Source organism: Pseudomonas sp. lyk4-R2A-10 (genome assembly GCF_030209075.1).
In the GTDB taxonomy this organism is placed as follows: domain Bacteria; phylum Pseudomonadota; class Gammaproteobacteria; order Pseudomonadales; family Pseudomonadaceae; genus Aquipseudomonas; species Aquipseudomonas glycinae.
In genome coordinates this window covers 55808-72169 of sequence record NZ_JARVSR010000002.1, presented here as the reverse complement: position 1 = coordinate 72169, position 16362 = coordinate 55808, and the positions used below count along the sequence as shown (strand labels likewise).

Below are 16362 nucleotides of genomic sequence, written 5' to 3'. Positions count from 1 at the left end.
TATGCCGAATCGGCATGAGCTTTTTTAAATGAAACTGGCGTCCCAACCGGTTCGAATACGACATTTCGGCAGGCATAAGTGCCGTGAACCGGCCATTACAGCGTAGGTTGGTTGTTTTTTGAACGAGTGATTTCGACGAAAAATTTAGGAAAAAGCCTACGTACGGAAACTAAATGTCCGACTTGGTGGATCGACTCTTTCTCGATATACGGTCGCCAGGAAACACCGCGAAATGCTTTCGCACGCAGTGTGGGCGATAAAAATGAAGACCAGAACGCTCTGGATCAACGTTTTGTCACGTTGAAAGCTCAGCGCAAGTCCGTCGAACCGCTTCGGTTGGCGGACTTGCGTCGCAGCTTTTACCCTGACCCGGCCCTCATCGCAGGCACTCCCTGTACCCGTAGGTCACTCCGACCCTGCAACAGTCAGAACGTCCCGGCCCCCTGGTCATGCACCGGCCTTCCTCGGGCCGACGCAATGGAGGACAGCTTTTCGGCTGCCCTCGTGTTCAATACCAGTTCGGATCTTTCTTCAGCGTTTCCATCAACAGATCCTGCATGCCCTGGTCGGGCTTGCCGAGGAAGCGGTAGGTGGCATGTCGCGTTGGCGACTTGTCGGCCGGCAGTCCTTCGGGCACATCGACCAACATGGCGTAAGCATGTTTCTTGTCGAAGCTGAAGGCGACGATCAGACGGTGGTTGAGGCATTTGTCCTGCGATTCGCAGAGCGGCCCCACCAGATACTGATCGCCATCTTCAGTCACGGCATTCATCTGTTGGTCCGGCGCGCCGGAGAGGTTCATTACCCATTCCGGCAGGCGTTCTTCCTTCTTCACCACGCCTTCCCAGGTTTCCCTGTATTGCGGGTCGGAACTCAGCAGTTCGTTGACCCGCGCCTGGCCGTCATTGGCCGCCATCGCCATGGCACTACCGCCCAGGAGCAGGGCGGCTGCCAATGTCTTTAAACCCTTCATGTTCAACCTCGACCGCGACGGCCAAAGAAGAAGGAAGCGATGAACATCACCAGGAACACGACAAAGAGAATCTTGGCGATACCCGTGGCGGTGCCCGCGATACCACCGAAGCCCAGTACTGCAGCGATGATGGCAATGATCAGGAATGTGATTGCCCAGCTCAACATGGTGATTCTCCTTGCTTCTATTTAGGGATGTTGCCGGTCTCGGCGCGGGGGCGCCCAGATTCGTTGATCAGAAAACCCAGCGTTCTTCGCGGGGCATGTCGCCCAGTGGCTGTGGCTGGTCGACGTCCATCATGCGCATCGCGCCGTTGTCGGCCTGGCTGCTGCTGACGGCGCTGAAGTGCGTCTGCGTCGCGTGTTGCATCGAGATCAAAGGCTCAGGTTGCTGACTGTGTTCCCAGCGCAGGTATTGCTGGCAGGCGATCAAAGTGATCAGCAGCGCAAGTGCGCCAAACAGGGCCTGCTGCAAGTGCAGTGGCGAGATACGCATTTGGGCGGCACGTGGGCGAGTCATCCTGGGTTCCTCACTCTTGTTCGATTGGGGCAGTGCATATCTGCCCGGGCTGAAAGAGGTATTGCAGCCTGCGTGCCAGCTTTTTTGTTTGAAAAAAACCAACAAAATCAGCTAGTTACAAACGGTATGAAAATTCCTGACGACGCATCCTGCACGATGGTCCGCATAGGGTCGTGCGTAATGCACGATTATTTCGTAGGAGAAATCATTATTTTTGAATTGAGGACAGGGTACGGATGTCAGAAAAGTAGGCAGGAAACCGACCTGAAACTGTGCGATGTGTAAAAAACTAATGAAATCAGTGGATTAGCCGTTAGGGCAGGAGAGAGCTACCCTGCTATGACTGGAATCGATCAGAATCAACCATGCAACTTGCCCGATTTTTCCGGGACTAACCCAAGACATTCACTTATGGAGCGTAGGAAAAATGGAATCAGCCACTGAGCACCAAGGCCGCATTCTGCTGGTGGACGATGAATCCGCCATCCTGCGAACCTTTCGTTATTGCCTCGAAGACGAAGGTTATACCGTCGCCACCGCCAACAGTGCGGCTCAGGCTGACGCGCTGCTGCAACGCCAGGTGTTCGACCTGTGCTTCCTTGATTTACGCCTGGGTGAAGACAACGGCCTCGATGTACTCGCGCAGATGCGCATTCAGGCGCCGTGGATGCGGGTGGTCATCGTTACCGCCCATTCGGCCGTCGATACCGCGGTAGACGCGATTCAGGCCGGCGCTGCCGATTATCTGGTCAAACCGTGCAGCCCGGATCAATTGCGCCTGGCGACCGCCAAGCAGCTTGAAGTGCGCCAGCTGTCGGCGCGTCTGGAAGCCCTCGAAGGCGAGATCCGCAAACCCAAGGACGGCCTCGATTCCCACAGCCCGGCGATGAAAGTCGTACTGGAAACCGCGCGGCAAGTGGCGGGCACCGACGCCAACATCCTGATCCTCGGCGAGTCCGGCACCGGTAAAGGTGAGCTGGCCCGGGCGATTCACGGCTGGAGCAAGCGCGAGAAGAAATCCTGTGTGACCATCAATTGCCCGTCACTGACCGCCGAATTAATGGAGAGCGAGCTGTTTGGTCACAGTCGTGGCGCCTTCACCGGGGCCAGCGAAAGCACGCTCGGTCGGGTCAATCAGGCCGATGGCGGTACGCTGTTTCTCGACGAGATCGGCGATTTTCCGCTGACATTGCAACCCAAGTTGCTGCGGTTCATTCAGGACAAGGAATATGAGCGGGTAGGGGATCCGGTCACCCGCCGCGCCGATGTGCGCATCCTCGCCGCCACCAACCTCAATCTTGAGGACATGGTGCGCGACGGCCGTTTCCGTGAAGACCTGCTCTATCGCCTGAACGTCATCACCCTGCATTTGCCGCCGCTGCGCGAGCGGGCCGAAGACATCCTGACCCTGGCCGACCGTTTCCTCGCCCGTTTCGTGAAGGAGTATGCGCGTCCGGCACGGGGCTTCAGCGACGAGGCTCGCGAAGCACTGCTGGGCTACCGTTGGCCCGGCAACATCCGTGAGCTGCGCAACGTGGTCGAGCGGGCGAGCATCATCTGCCCGCAGGAGCGCGTGGAAATCAGCCACCTCGGCATGGCCGAGCAACCGGCCAACAACGCGCCACGGGTCGGCGCCGCGCTGAGCCTCGACGAGCTGGAAAAGGCTCACATCGGCGCAGTACTGGCGACCGCCGGGACCCTCGATCAGGCTGCCAAGACTCTGGGGATCGACGCCTCGACCCTGTATCGCAAGCGCAAGCAGTACAACCTGTGAGCATCCGCCGATGAAACTGGCGATGAAGTTGCGGACTCGCTTGTTCCTGAGCATTTCCGCGCTGATCACCGTGGCCTTGCTCGGGTTGATGCTCGGGCTGGTCAGTGTGATGCAGATGGCCGGCACTCAGGAGGCGCTGATCCGCAACAACTTTGTCACCCTGGATCTGGGGCTCAAGCTGCGCCAGACACTCGGCGATCAACTGATCATGATGCTCGCCGAAAAGCCCGACCCCGTGGCGTTCGAAGCGTCCAAACAGCATTACTTCCAGTTGCTCGACGAGGGCATCGCCCAAGAGCAGAAAGACGACGATCGCCAGTATGGATTCAGTCAGGCCAAAGCCGATTACCTGAGCTTCCTCCAGGCGTTCGACATCTCCCGCGACCCGGCTGCTGCCCTGAGCGGCGGTGGCGACTTGCGTGAGCGCTTCAACACCTTGCGCAACGGGTTGATCACCGAACACAAACACGCGCTGAACAACATCAATTCGGTCCAGCACGCCGCTCGCGACCGCGCGTTGCTGATCGCTGGCCTGTTGGGACTGGTGGGGCTGGCGGTGCTGATCATTGGCTTCGTTACCGCCCAGGGCATTGCCCGGCGTTTTGGTGCGCCGATCGAAGCGCTGGCCAAAGCGGCGGACAATATCGGCCAAGGCAATTTCGAAGTGACCCTGCCAGTGTCCTCGGCGATGGAGATCAACCTCCTGACCCGGCGCTTCGGGCTCATGGCCGAAGCCCTGCGCGAACATCAGGCGACCAACGTCGACGAATTGCTTGCCGGCCAGCAGCGTCTGCAAGCGGTACTCGACAGCATCGATGACGGCTTGTTGATGATCGACCGTCAGGGTCGACTGGAACACTTGAACCCGGTGGCCCAGCGGCAACTGGGCTGGGACAGCGATCGCTTCGGCGAGGGCCTCGGCACGGCGCTTCAGCGACCCGAGCTGGATGCACAACTGCAATTGGTACTGCGCGGCGGTACCCTTGAACGGGCACCGGAAGATTTGAGCATCGAGGTTGATGGCGAATCGCGCCTGCTGACCTACAGCCTGACGCCCGTCAGTCATACCCAGGGACATATCCTCGGTGCTGTGATGGTTTTGCATGACGTCACCGAGCAACGCGCCTTCGAACGGGTACGCAGCGAGTTTGTCCTGCGTGCGTCTCACGAATTGCGCACACCGGTCACGGGCATGCACATGGCGTTCGGGCTGTTTCGCGAACGGGCCAAGTTTCCTGAGGAGTCTCGGGAGTCCGACCTGCTCGACACGGTTAATGAGGAAATGCAGCGCCTGATGCAGCTGATCAACGATCTGCTGAACTTCTCGCGCTATCAGAGTGGTTTGCAAAAACTTACGTTGGCGCCTTGCTCCATCGAGGAACTGCTGGAGCGGGCGCGTTTGCGTTTCGCCGATTCAGCAGCGCAGAAGGGCGTTGCCCTGAATGTCGAAGCGCAGGGCTCGCTGCCACGCTTGCAGGCGGATCAGGCGCAGCTTGATCGAGTCCTCGACAACCTGATCGACAACGCCTTGCGCCACACCGCGCGCGACGGGCTGATCCGCTTGCAGGCCCGGCGCCATGGCGAGCGGGTGATCATCAGCGTCGAAGACAACGGTGAAGGGATTGCCTACGGTCAGCAGGGGCGGATCTTCGAACCCTTCGTCCAGGTCGGCAGGAAAAAGGGCGGGGCCGGGCTCGGTTTGGCGCTGTGCAAGGAAATCGTCCAGCTGCACGGTGGGCGAATGGGTGTTTACTCGCGGCCGGGGCAGGGCACGCAGTTCTACATGGCGCTGGCGGTCTAGGCCTCATCGTCCAACCGGCGCCCGGCGAGTCGCCGTCCACGTGTTATCAGCTCGATGAACTGCACCGCGCTCAAGGCGTGGGCGAACAGCCAGCCTTGGCCGAACTTCACTCCTTCGCTGCTCAGCAGTGCCGCCTGGGACTCGAATTCGATACCTTCGGCGATCACTTTCAGGTCCAGGGCCTGGGCCATGTGAATGATGTGCGGCGCGACACCGCTGCTGGCGGCGTCATGGCCGAGGGCGTCGATGAATGCCTTGTCGATCTTCAGGCAGTCCACCGGCAAGGTTTGCAGGTACGCCAGGCTGCAATAACCGGTGCCGAAATCGTCGATCAGCACTTGATGGCCGACATCCCTCAGCGCTTGCAGGTTTTCCCGGGCCACCACCACATCGATCAGGCCACGTTCGGTCACCTCAAAAGCAATCTGCCGCGCCGCGACCCGGTGCAGGGTCAACAGCCGCGCCATGACCTGGCCGATGCGCGGCACCATCACGTCGCAGGCGGCCAGGTTCACCGAGATGTACAGTTGCGGATTGGCTCGCAGCAGCTGGCCGAGCTGCTCGAGCAAGCGTTGCAGGACGAAGTCGGTCATCTGGCGAATCTGCCCGGTGTTCTCGGCCATCGGGATGAACAGGTCAGGGCTGGTCAGCGTGCCGTCCGGCCGGCGCCAGCGCAGCAGGGCTTCGGCGCCGACGCAGTTGCGACTGTCGAGATCGAAGATCGGTTGATACAGCACCTGCAATTCGCCCCGGCGGATCGCGCCGTGCAGCTCTGCGTCCAGCGATTGGCGCTGGCGGACGATCCAGAACACCAGAACTCCGACAAACGCCCCAAGCACGAGGCAGAACGGCACCATCCACCACCAGAGCTCCGGAATGTGCATGCCCGTGCGTGGGCTGATCAGCACCAGTTGGTATTCCGGGTTGTCGGTGGGCATGCGATAGATCAGGTGCGACTGGGTAACTTGCAGCGCATTCGGGGTTTTCGGCGGCCAGGGCTCGGTGGGTGGCCAGGCCTGTGGCACGCCAAGTACCGGAATCGCTCGGGTTCCATGATCGAGCACCACCAGCAGACTGCTGCCGGGCGACAGATCAACCATGTCGGTCAGATGCCCGCGTGAGGTGGCCACGCGAAAGTTGCCGCGCCCGAGCATCAACGCTGCGCGATTTTCATCGGGTTCGGTGGTGGTGTTCAGCCAATAGCTGTACGTCGGGCCTTTGATGTCCGGAGGGCGGATCACCGACAGGCCTTCCTGACGCGGGCGGTTCGAGCAGATCCGCGTGGCATCCATGTAGGCCGCTTCATAGACGAAGCGATAGTTGAACGTCACTTGCTGCAACGTGGCGATCATTTCGTCGTCGCAACTTCGCAAGGGCTGGGCTTCGAGGTCGTCGAGGCTTTCGCGCAACTGGCCGAACAGTTGCTCCAGACGCGCCAGGAACCGCTCGCCCTGAGCGTTCATTTCCTGGCTTTCGCTTTGTTCGACCTGGCGCATGGCCACGAACAGCCCACCGGTGATCAGCAGGCTCGCACTGAGGACAGCCGCGATCATCGCCAGAAACCAGGGGCGATAAAACCAGCTACGCAGCGTCTCTCGGGTAGCAACCATCATGGATATCCGAAGAATTACCAATGAGTTATAGCTGCTGATTGCATTTTCGCCCTGACCGTCGGGCGGGCGTCATTATTTTGTCTGATTCAGCACCAGCAGCAACGCTGCCGTTTGCGCATCCGGCGTGCCGTCAAAGCGCGCAGGGCGGTAGTGCATCTGGAAGGCCGCGAGCACGTGCCGGGTCGCCACATCCAGCTCGCCGGTCTGCGGCGTCGAGTAGCCCAGGCGCGCCAGTTGGCTCTGGAACCAGGTGATGCTCGGCAGTTCGGCGTCGAACTGCGCCTGTTGGCGTGCCACCGCTTGTTCATTGGGCCAGAGCCCCAGCCCTTCGGCTGCCAGGCGCTTCCAGGGGAACAGCGGCCCCGGGTCGAGCTTGCGCAACGGGGCGATGTCGCTATGGCCGATGATGTGGCGCGGGCTGATGCCCTGGCGTTTGCTGATGTCCTTGAGCAGAACGATGAGCGATTGCACCTGGGCTTCGCTGTAGGGATACCAGAGGCGACCGGTCGGTGTGTCCTTGAAGCCCGGATTGACGATCTCGATACCGATCGAGCTGGAGTTGAGCCAGGTCCGGCCTTGCCATTCGCTTTCTCCGGCATGCCAGGCCCGCAGGTTTTCGTCCATCAGCTTGTAGATGGTGGCGCTCTTGTCGTCGCCGATCAGGTAATGACTGCTGACTTCGCCGTGGGTCAGCAACTGAAGTGAGCGTTCAAGCGAGGCGGAGGTGTAGTGCACGATCACAAACTGCACGCGACTGTCGTGATTGACCGAAGGATGGCTGGTGTCAAAACGCGGGCCGCTGGCACAACCGGCCAGTAAGAGGAGCGACGCGAGGAGGGTAAAAAATTTCATGGCAGAGGGCAGTACACGCAAGACGATAATGCAACAGTGTAACGTATCGCCTTGCGCTTCGACGCTTAAAGGGCTGATTTAAACAATATGGAACAATTGCCTCAGCCCAGCTCCACCCGGTTACGTCCCGCGTTTTTCGCCCGATAAAGCGCCTGATCGGCTCTTTTGAGCACCAGATCGCTGTGTTCTCCCGGCCGAAACGCCGCCAGTCCCATTGAGATCGTGATCGTGACGCGCTCGCCCTTGAAGTGAAACGGGCAGGCCTCGATGGAGGCGCGTAGGTTTTCCAGGAGTTTGGCGCCGACCGCTGGTGGGGTGGCTGGAAGCAGCAGGACAAACTCCTCACCGCCGAAACGAGCGATGAAATCGTTGCCACGCATACGCTTGCGCAGGACTGTGGCGATGATCTTCAACACCTTGTCACCGGCCAGGTGCCCGTAGTTGTCGTTGATCCGCTTGAAGTGATCGAGGTCGAGCATGGCCAGGCTCAGAGTGTTGCCGTGCTGCTGCCACTGGGCGATTTCATGTTCGAGCCGTTCGGTCCAGGCCGCGCGGTTGGGCAGGCCGGTGAGCGGATCGATCAGGGCTTTCTGGCGCTGCTCTTCGAGGTGTTCGCGATAGCCCAGCGCTTCCTGCTCCATGTGCGCGACGCGCTCGGCCAGGCTTTTCAGGCGTCCGGCGACTTCCTGTTCCCGAGCGTCGCGCTGCTTCTGGTGCTGATCCATGGTGCCGAGCAGGCCCTCGAGGTGGTTTTCCAGCACTTGCTTGAGATCATTCAGATCCGCCGCCTCCTGGACGCTGGTCTGCAAGCCGTCGACCTGTTCGCGGATCTGCGTGTCCATTGCTCTCGCGGCGGAGCTGTTGTCGGCGTGTCCTTCGCTGGCAGCCTGCAAGTTGCTCTGGAATGCCTCGAGGCGTTCATTGAGTTGCTGCAGATAAGCTTCGAATTCGTGCTGGCCGCTGTCTGTGATGGCCAGCATCAATGTCGCAAGATCGTCGAGGATCGGTAGTAGTTCGTACCAGTTAAGGCCATTTTTCAGCCGGTCGCGCATGGCTTCGGCTTGCGGGCGGTGGCGCTCCGGCAGGGTCAGGTCATCCAGCAAGCCAATCAGCGTGTCTTCGATGTGTCGGGCGACCGAGCTGTAGGACGGCTCTGGCGAGTCCGGCAGGGCATAGAGAATGTCATGCTCGGATTGTTCCGGATCGATGGCGGCCAATGCCTGGGCGATGGGTTCGGGCAGGGGCAGGCTGTCGAGGATCACGGGCGGAGGGGTATCGCCGGGGAGGATCAACTCGTCGGGGTTAATGGCCGTGGGCACTGCCGGCGCGAAAACCGGAGGAGGCGTGAAGGGTTGCAGCTTTGATTCCGGCTCGACGGGTTCTGGTTCGCTGGGAGCGCTGGGCGCTTCGGTGAGGATTCTGGCCGGCTCAAATGCGACCACCTCCGGCTCTGTAAAGTCTTCTGGGATTGGCTCTGGAGCTTTGGATGGTTCGGCCACGGGGGCGGCGATCAGCGCTGGGCTGACGGGCGCAGTGGCGACCTGTTCAGCGCTTGTAACAGGCGCTTGCGGCGCTGGCACAGCTTCATGTGTGACGGGTGGTTGCTCTGGCTGCACTGACGGGGTCACCGCAGGAGCCTGGGCCACTTGAGCAGGGGTTTCCTCGCTGTCGCGGCTGCCGAACAGGCGCTGCAACAACCCGGGACGCCCCGGTTCCGTCGGCGTCGCCAGCTGACTCAAGGCCTTGCCCTGCAGGCCGCTGAGTTCGCTGAGCAGCAGCGGCATTTCCCTTGCCTGACTCACCCGGCCGTCCAGCTGCTTGGCGAACTTCTTCAGCGGCTGGGCCACTTCTCGGGGCAGCGGCAGGGATTGCAATTGAGTGACCAGTGCAGTCAGTGCGGTGCTGACCTGCTCGATCCGGGTTTCCCGGCGCTGCTCGGAATCGAGCACGGCTTTTTCCAGACGTGGCAGCAGGGCGGCGAGGCCGGCGTCCATGTCATCGGTGCGCACCACGTCGCGCATCTCTTTCATGCACTGATCGACCACGCGGTCGGTGCCTTCCGCCGCCAGGGTGCTGCGCACCAGGCCGCGGCGCAGCAGGTCGAGCCGGGCGTCCCATCGACGTTCGAGCTTTTCCTGTTGTTCGATGCTTTTGAGGTATTTCTCTTTCCAGCGCTGGGCTTCGTCGCTCATTCAGGGGTTCCGCGAAGGGCAGTGCTCAACGCGGGCAATGCATCGGCCGTGAGCGAACCCGGCAGACGAATCTCTACCGCGACCGGCAGGTGATCGGAAATCGGTTGTGCCAGCACTTCGACCTTTTCCAGGGTCAGGGTCGGGCTGAGCAGAATATGGTCCAGGCAGCGCTGCGGGCGCCAGCTGGGGAATGTCGCTTCGAGTTGCGGGGCCAGCAGGCCGAGGTCGCGCAACGGTGAATGTTGCAGCAGATCGCTGGCGTGGGTGTTCATGTCGCCCATCAGCACCTGATGCTTGTAGCCGCCGATCAGCTCGCGGATATAGGCCAGTTGCATGCTGCGGACCCTGGCGCCGAGCGCCAGGTGCATCATCACTACCACCAGCGCTTCAGGGCCTTCGCCAAAACGCACCAGAATCGCCCCGCGTCCCTTCGGACCCGGCAGCGGGTGGTCTTCGATCGCCCACGGCCGCAGGCGACTGAGCACGCCATTGCTGTGCTGGGCCAGTCGGCCAAGGTTGCGATTGAGTTGTTGATACCAGTAGGGGAAGGCACCGAGCTGGGCCAGGTGTTCGACCTGATTGACGTAACCTGAACGCAGGCTGCCGCCATCGGCTTCCTGCAGGGCGACCAGATCGAAGTCGCCAAGCAGATTGCCGATCTTTTGCAGATTGCTCGAACGCCCGGGGTGCGGCAGCAGATGCTGCCAGCTGCGGGTCAGGTAGTGCCGATAGCGCTCGGTGCTGATGCCGACCTGAATATTGAAGCTGAGCAAGCGCAGACGGCTGTCTGCGGGCAGGCCCGTCGACTCCAGGTGATGCTCGTTGACCTGCGGTTCATGCAGGCCAACGACGCGTTCGGTTCCCCAGCGGCGCATGGCGATTGCCGCGCTTAGTTGGCGGCTGCCTTGTTGGTCGCTCGCTCTTTGGCCACCAGTTGGTCAGCCAGTTTCAGCGCCTGTTCGGCACCGCCGGCAGAGCCGATGTCGAAGCGGTACTTACCGTTGACGATCATGGTTGGAACACCGGAGATTTCATACTTCTTGGCCAGTTCGCGGGCTTTCACGATCTGCCCTTTGATGGCGAACGAATCGAAGGTCGCCAGGAACTTGTCCTTGTCCACGCCTTGAGTGGCGAGGAAGTCGGCCATGTCGTTCTTGTCGGTCAGCTTCTTGTGTTCTTTCTGGATCGCGTTGAAAACGGCAGCGTGCACGTTGTGCTCGACGCCCATGGCTTCCAGGGTCAGGAACATCTGGCCGTGAGCGTCCCACGGGCCACCGAACATCGCAGGAATGCGTACGAAGTTGACGTCGGACGGCAGTTTTTCAACCCACGGATTGATCACCGGCTCGAACGCGTAGCAGTGCGGGCAGCCATACCAGAACAGCTCGACCACTTCGATCTTGCCAGGCACGGCGACCGGTACCGGGTTGCTCAGCTCGACGTAAGGGGCAGCAGGGGCTTCGGCGGCCTGGGCGGTGACGCCGAACAGGCTGGCAGCGACGAGGGCGGCGCTGATGATCAGATTACGCATGCTTTACTCCTGGACAATTTTGGTCGCCTCGCGCGACCTGTTTTCAGACAGATCCTGGCGGGCATGAGTTCTGTAGTGTAACGGCAGCGGCCACAAAAAAGGGCGGCCAAAGCCACCCTTTTTATACTTCCTGCGACGGATTAATCGAGCGTTAACGTGGCAGGCGTTGGCCATTGCACGCACCGCTCGAATCGCATGTCTTAGTGCAGACCCTGAATGTAGCTGGAGACTGCCGCGATGTCTTCGTCGCTCAGCTTGCGGGCGATGGTACGCATGGTCATCGCGTCGCCGTCGTTGTTGCGGCCGGCTTCTTCCTTGCGGAAATCGGTCAGTTGCTTGGCGATGTACTGAGCGTGTTGGCCACCCAGGTGCGGGAAGCCGGCAGCTGCGTTGCCGGCACCGTTCGGCGAGTGGCAACCAGTGCAGGCTGGCAGGCCTTTCTCGAGGTTGCCGCCACGGAACAGGGCTTCACCGCGAGCGACGATCTTCGGATCGGCGGCGCCGACGCTGCCTTTCTGGCTGGCGAAGTAGGCGGCGATATCGGCCAGGTCCTGATCGCTCAGGTTGGTCAGCAGGCCGGTCATTTCCAGAACGGTGCGCTTGCCCGACTTGATGTCGTGCAATTGCTTGGTCAGGTAGCGTTCACCCTGTCCGGCCAGCTTTGGAAAGTTTGGCGCCATGCTGTTGCCATCCGGGCCATGGCAGGCGCCGCATACGGCGGCTTTTGCCTGGCCTGCGGCTGCATCACCGGAAGCATGGGCGAAGCCTGAGATTCCCACGGTCAACAGCAGACTCACGATCAGTTTGTTCATCAGCTAATCCAACTACGGCTAAGGGTTAAGAGTTATGGACCGGGCTTACTCTCGCTCATCCAGAGGATGAGGGCCTGGTAATCCTCGGCACTGCAGTCCATGCACAAACCACGCGGCGGCATCGCCTTGAAACCCTGGGTCACGTGTTGCACCAGCGTCTCCATACCTTTCGCCAACCTCGGCGTCCAAGCTGCCTGATCGCCTCTTTTGGGCGCCATGGGTAGTTGGCCGGAATGACAGGCTCCACAAACACGGTTGTACACGGCTTCCGGATCCTGTGTAGCCTGTGCGCTGTAAAGCGGCATCAAGACTCCGGCAGCCAGCAGCCATTTCGTCATAAAACGACCTTTTCAGGGTTGAGAGCGTTCTGCGTTCTAATGCGCAATCAAGGTCTGTCGCTCTCGTGAACTTCATCCTTCGCTGGGACAAAGCACACACAAAATCTGCGGCATTATATACTGGCGTCACTGAAACGGAAGCGACACCGCGTTCCGCGCCTAATCCCGGCGCCGCCCACATCGGAAATCCCATGCAACTCAAGAATCCCATCCTCGGCCTGTGCCAACAGTCCACGTTCATGCTCAGTGCCGCCAAAGTCGATCAGTGCCCCGACGACGAAGGCTTCGAAGTGGCGTTCGCCGGTCGTTCCAACGCCGGTAAATCCAGTGCGCTGAACACTCTGACTCACGCCAGCCTGGCGCGCACCTCGAAAACCCCGGGTCGCACACAGCTGTTGAACTTCTTCAAGCTAGACGATGAACGGCGTCTGGTCGACCTCCCGGGCTACGGTTATGCAAAAGTACCAATCCCGCTGAAGCAACACTGGCAGCGTCACCTTGAGGCTTACCTCGGTGGCCGCGAGAGTTTGAAGGGGCTGATTCTGATGATGGACATCCGTCATCCAATGACCGACTTCGACCTGCTGATGCTGGACTGGGCCGTTGCCGCCGGCATGCCGATGCACATTCTGCTGACCAAGGCAGACAAGCTGACCTACGGCGCAGCCAAGAACACGCTGCTCAAGGTGCAGTCGGAAATCCGTAAGGGTTGGGGCGATCAAGTGACGATCCAGCTGTTCTCCGCACCAAAACGCATGGGCCTGGAAGAGGCTTACACTGTGTTGGCGGGCTGGATGGAGTTGGCGGATAAAGGCGCTGAATTGCCTGCTGAGTAAATCGCAGGCAAAAAAAGCCCCGGACTTCATATGGGGAGGGAGAAGTTCCGGGGTTTAAGTTCCGAACCGCTAGGGCGGGGTTCAGATATCTGCCAACACTTAACACAACATAGGAGCATCGAAGGGCTTCACCAGCCATTCAGTATCTCTGAGTACCCTGGCGCAAGATTAGTTCAGATTCTTTTCAAAAAACTTTGGAATAAGCTCAAGAACAATCCGACCTAAGCCCCACTCGATGCCTTTGCCGCGACGCACTGTCGCGGCAAAATCCCGGCCCAGAGGCCTCAGTGCGCCTCGTCCCAGTTGTTGCCGATTCCCACTTCCACCAGCAACGGCACATCCAGTTTCGCGGCTTCGCTCATGTGCACGCGAATTTCTTCGCGAACCTGATCGACCAGATCCTCGCGGACCTCCAGCACCAGTTCGTCGTGCACCTGCAGGATGACTTTGGCGTCCAGCCCGGAAGCGCACAGCCAGTTATCCACTGCCACCATGGCTTTCTTGATGATGTCCGCTGCGGTGCCCTGCATCGGCGCGTTGATTGCCGTGCGTTCGGCGGCCGCGCGTTCCTGCGGCTTGTTGGAGTTGATGTCCGGCAGATACAGGCGACGACCGAAGATCGTTTCCACAAAGCCCTGGTCTGCTGCCTGGGCGCGGGTGCGATCCATGTATTCGCGAACGCCCGGATAACGCGCGAAGTAGGTGTCGATGTAGGCCTTGGCGGTCTTGGTATCGACGCCGATGTCCTTGCCCAGTTTCTGCGCGCCCATGCCGTAGATCAGACCGAAGTTGATCGCCTTGGCGCCCCGGCGCTGGTCAGACGTCACTTCATTCAGCTCGACCTTGAACACTTCGGCCGCCGTGGCGGTGTGCACGTCCAGGTTATTGCGGAAAGCATTCATCAGGCCTTCGTCGCGGGACAGGTGGGCCATGATCCGCAGTTCGATCTGCGAGTAGTCCGCTGCCAGCAGTTTGTAACCTTTCGGCGCAACGAACGCCTGACGGATGCGTCGGCCTTCGGCGGTGCGCACCGGGATGTTCTGCAGGTTCGGATCGCTCGACGACAAGCGACCGGTCGACGCAACGGCCTGATGGTACGAAGTGTGGATACGCCCGGTACGCGGGTTGATCTGCTCCGGCAGGCGATCGGTGTAGGTGCTTTTCAGCTTGCTCATGGAACGGTGTTCCATCAGCACTTTCGGCAAGCGGTGATCGTCTTCGGCCAGTTTCGCCAACACTTCTTCGGCGGTGGACGGCTGGCCCTTGGCGGTCTTCTTCAGCACCGGCAGGCCAAGTTTTTCGTAGAGGATCACGCCCAGCTGCTTCGGCGAACCGAGGTTGAATTCTTCACCGGCAATCTCGAAGGCTTCACGCTCCAGCGCGATCATTTTGTTACCCAGTTCAATGCTCTGGATGCCGAGCAGTTCAGCGTCGACGAACGCGCCCTGGCGCTCGATGCGAGCAAGCACTGGCACCAGCGGGATCTCGATATCGGTCAGTACACTCGCCAGGCTCGGGATAGCGCTGAGCTTGTCGAACAGCGTCTGGTGCAGGCGCAGGGTCACGTCGGCATCTTCGGCGGCATACGGCCCGGCCTGTTCCAGGGCGATCTGGTCGAAGGTCAGTTGCTTGGCGCCTTTGCCGGCGATGTCCTGAAAACTCACGGTGGTGTGATCCAGGTACTTCTGCGCCAGGCTGTCCATGTCGTGGCGGGTGGCGGTGGAGTTGAGCACATAGGACTCAAGCATCGTGTCGAAGGCAATTCCGCGCACGGTGATGCCTTCGTTCTGATCGCCACCGATGGCGCAGTTGGCCAGGATGTTCATGTCGAACTTGGCGTGCTGGCCGACCTTGAGCTTGTTCGGGTCTTCAAGGATCGGCTTGAGTGCGCGCAGCACAGTGTCGCGATCCAGCTGCTCCGGCACGCCGATGTAGGAGTGGGTCAGCGGGATGTAGGCCGCTTCGTTGGCCTGCACCGCGAAGGACAAGCCGACCAGCTGCGCCTGTTGCGCGTCGATGCCGGTGGTTTCGGTGTCGAAGGCGAACAGTTTGGCGTTCTTCAGCTTTTCCAGCCAAACGTCGAATCGCGCCTGATCGAGGATGGTTTCGTACGCGGCTTCAGCCGGAGCGGCGGGCGCTTCCTCTTCGGCAGGCGCGCTGAACAGATCACCGGCCGGCACAGGCTCGGCGGCCGCGCTCAGTTCCTGGCGCTTGGCATCGCGATCCAGGTCATTCAGCCAACTCTTGAATTCCAGCAGGGTGTACAACTCGTAAAGCTTGGCCGGATCTTCCGGACCCATTTGCAGGTCGTCGAGGCCGATATCCAGCGGCACGTCGACCTTGATGGTCGCCAGTTGATAAGAGAGGAAGGCCATTTCCTTGTGTTCTTCGAGCTTGGCCGGCAGGGTCTTGGCGCCACGGATCGGCAGGGTCGGCACGATGTCGAGCTGCGCATACAGCTCGGTCAGGCCGCCGTTGACGCCTACCAGCAGGCCGGAAGCGGTTTTCGGGCCGATGCCGGGAACGCCCGGGATGTTGTCGGAGGAATCGCCCATCAGGGCCAGATAATCGATGATCTGCTCTGGAGCGACGCCGAATTTCTCCTTCACGCCGTCCACATCCATCGAACTACCGGACATGGTGTTGACCAAGGTAATGTGGCCGTCGACCAGTTGCGCCATGTCCTTGTCGCCGGTGGAGATGATCACCGGGCGGTCGGCGGCCGCGCTGCTGCGGGCCAAGGTGCCGATCACGTCATCGGCCTCGACGCCTTCGACGCATAGCAGCGGGAAACCGAGGGCGATCACGCTCTGGTGCAGCGGCTCGATCTGCACGCGCATGTCGTCCGGCATGCTTGGGCGGTTGGCCTTGTATTCGGCGTACATCTCATCGCGAAATGTCCCACCCTTGGCGTCGAACACTACCGCGAACGGGCTGTCCGGATACTGCTTGCGCAGGCTCTTGAGCATGTTCAGCACGCCTTTGACCGCACCGGTCGGCAGGCCTTTGGAGGTGGTCAGCGGTGGCAGCGCGTGAAAGGCGCGGTACAGGTAAGACGAACCGTCCACCAGGACGAGGGGGGCTTGGCTCATGAGCAGAATCAACCTTTTCGGCGGGCCCG

Annotated in this window: 14 protein-coding genes; 3 read left to right on the top strand and 11 right to left on the bottom strand. The window is 60.5% G+C overall.

The window, feature by feature from the left end; genetic code table 11:
- Positions 1-508 precede the first annotated feature (508 nt).
- The 3 genes from QRN46_RS02575 to QRN46_RS02565 form a co-directional block, all read right to left on the bottom strand.
- Positions 509-973, bottom strand: coding sequence for an inhibitor of vertebrate lysozyme family protein (locus tag QRN46_RS02575; RefSeq protein WP_007954053.1), 465 nt, complete (start codon positions 971-973; stop codon positions 509-511).
- A 2-nt stretch (positions 974-975) separates the two neighbouring features.
- Positions 976-1140 (bottom strand): DUF1328 domain-containing protein, encoded by a 165-nt coding sequence (locus QRN46_RS02570; RefSeq protein WP_003177151.1) that lies wholly within the window; start codon positions 1138-1140, stop codon positions 976-978.
- Between the two features lie 67 nt (positions 1141-1207).
- Positions 1208-1492 carry a hypothetical protein gene (locus QRN46_RS02565; protein WP_011331770.1) on the bottom strand — a complete coding sequence of 95 codons (285 nt, stop codon included), beginning with the start codon at positions 1490-1492 and terminating at the stop codon, positions 1208-1210.
- Between the two features lie 427 nt (positions 1493-1919).
- Between QRN46_RS02565 and algB the strand changes: the two genes are divergently transcribed.
- Entirely contained in the window at positions 1920-3266 is a 1347-nt protein-coding gene (gene algB, locus QRN46_RS02560; protein WP_007954049.1) for a sigma-54-dependent response regulator transcription factor AlgB, read from the top strand.
- A gap of 10 nt (positions 3267-3276) precedes the next feature.
- Positions 3277-5067, top strand: a complete 1791-nt coding sequence (locus QRN46_RS02555; protein ID WP_011331771.1) for a KinB sensor domain-containing domain — start codon at positions 3277-3279, stop codon at positions 5065-5067.
- Here the strand turns inward: QRN46_RS02555 and QRN46_RS02550 are convergent.
- The 7 genes from QRN46_RS02550 to QRN46_RS02520 form a co-directional block, all read right to left on the bottom strand.
- A complete protein-coding gene (locus tag QRN46_RS02550) occupies positions 5064-6680 on the bottom strand; it encodes an EAL domain-containing protein (RefSeq protein ID WP_011331772.1) in 1617 nt (538 codons plus the stop codon). The two genes, QRN46_RS02555 and QRN46_RS02550, sit on opposite strands and share 4 nt — an antisense overlap.
- A gap of 72 nt (positions 6681-6752) precedes the next feature.
- The gene (locus tag QRN46_RS02545) at positions 6753-7532 is read right to left on the bottom strand and encodes an N-acetylmuramoyl-L-alanine amidase (protein WP_011331773.1); all 780 of its coding nucleotides are present in this window, start codon (positions 7530-7532) and stop codon (positions 6753-6755) included.
- Between the two features lie 101 nt (positions 7533-7633).
- Entirely contained in the window at positions 7634-9724 is a 2091-nt protein-coding gene (locus QRN46_RS02540; RefSeq protein ID WP_011331774.1) for a diguanylate cyclase, read from the bottom strand.
- Positions 9721-10599, bottom strand: a complete 879-nt coding sequence (locus QRN46_RS02535) for an endonuclease/exonuclease/phosphatase family protein (protein ID WP_011331775.1) — start codon at positions 10597-10599, stop codon at positions 9721-9723. Before QRN46_RS02535 ends, QRN46_RS02540 begins: the two co-directional genes overlap by 4 nt.
- Positions 10600-10613: 14 nt before the next feature.
- Complete coding sequence (locus QRN46_RS02530) at positions 10614-11255, bottom strand: thiol:disulfide interchange protein DsbA/DsbL (protein ID WP_007954043.1); 642 nt, start codon at positions 11253-11255, stop codon at positions 10614-10616.
- Between the two features lie 200 nt (positions 11256-11455).
- The gene (locus QRN46_RS02525) at positions 11456-12067 is read right to left on the bottom strand and encodes a c-type cytochrome (RefSeq protein ID WP_011331776.1); all 612 of its coding nucleotides are present in this window, start codon (positions 12065-12067) and stop codon (positions 11456-11458) included.
- Between the two features lie 32 nt (positions 12068-12099).
- Positions 12100-12405 carry a c-type cytochrome gene (locus QRN46_RS02520; protein WP_041475093.1) on the bottom strand — a complete coding sequence of 102 codons (306 nt, stop codon included), beginning with the start codon at positions 12403-12405 and terminating at the stop codon, positions 12100-12102.
- Positions 12406-12596: 191 nt separating this feature from the next.
- Here QRN46_RS02520 and yihA point away from each other — a divergent pair, with 191 nt between their 5' ends.
- Positions 12597-13241: a ribosome biogenesis GTP-binding protein YihA/YsxC gene (yihA, locus tag QRN46_RS02515; protein WP_011331778.1), complete on the top strand. Its 645-nt coding sequence runs from the start codon at positions 12597-12599 to the stop codon at positions 13239-13241.
- Between the two features lie 284 nt (positions 13242-13525).
- On the opposite strand, the gene polA is transcribed toward yihA, so the two are convergent.
- The gene (gene polA / locus QRN46_RS02510) at positions 13526-16333 is read right to left on the bottom strand and encodes a DNA polymerase I (RefSeq protein WP_285354244.1); all 2808 of its coding nucleotides are present in this window, start codon (positions 16331-16333) and stop codon (positions 13526-13528) included.
- Positions 16334-16362: the final 29 nt, after the last annotated feature.